The 374-nt window shown below is 63.6% G+C and carries 1 protein-coding gene; it reads left to right on the top strand.

Annotation, left to right across the window (positions count from 1 at the left end; genetic code table 11):
• A partial coding sequence (locus C0R07_RS19645) for a hypothetical protein (protein ID WP_217350037.1) occupies positions 1 to 215 on the top strand: 215 nt, incomplete at its 5' end.
• Positions 216 to 374: the final 159 nt, after the last annotated feature.

The following is a 374-nucleotide window of genomic DNA, read 5'->3' as shown; positions in this document are numbered from 1 at the left end:
ACGCCCGGGCGTATCCTGAGGGCATGGACGCCCCAGACAAGCCAGACACCCCCGAACACGAACACCGCCCGGACCCCACCAAGCTGGAGCCGGGCTACAGCCACCTGCTGATGCGCGACACCCGGACCCCTGAGGAAAAGCTGGCCGCCTCGTTGAAGGAGTCGGCCAGGCGCAAGGGGAAGGGGCGGTCGAAGTGGTGGGAGAAGGGCAGCTGAGCGCCAAAAGAAAAGGCCCCGCGTGAGCGAGGCCTGTTCGAATTGCGGAGCGGTTCGTTTATTGCGGAGCGAAAACCACCGCTCGAAAACCCCGCAAACCATTGGTGCCGAAGGTGGGACTCGAACCCACACGCTTTTAAGGGCGGCGGATTTTGAGTC

This window comes from Stenotrophomonas bentonitica (assembly GCF_002887735.1).
GTDB classification, from domain to species: domain Bacteria; phylum Pseudomonadota; class Gammaproteobacteria; order Xanthomonadales; family Xanthomonadaceae; genus Stenotrophomonas; species Stenotrophomonas bentonitica_A.
Note: the sequence above shows the minus strand (reverse complement) of the source record. Positions and strands in the feature narration are given on the sequence as shown.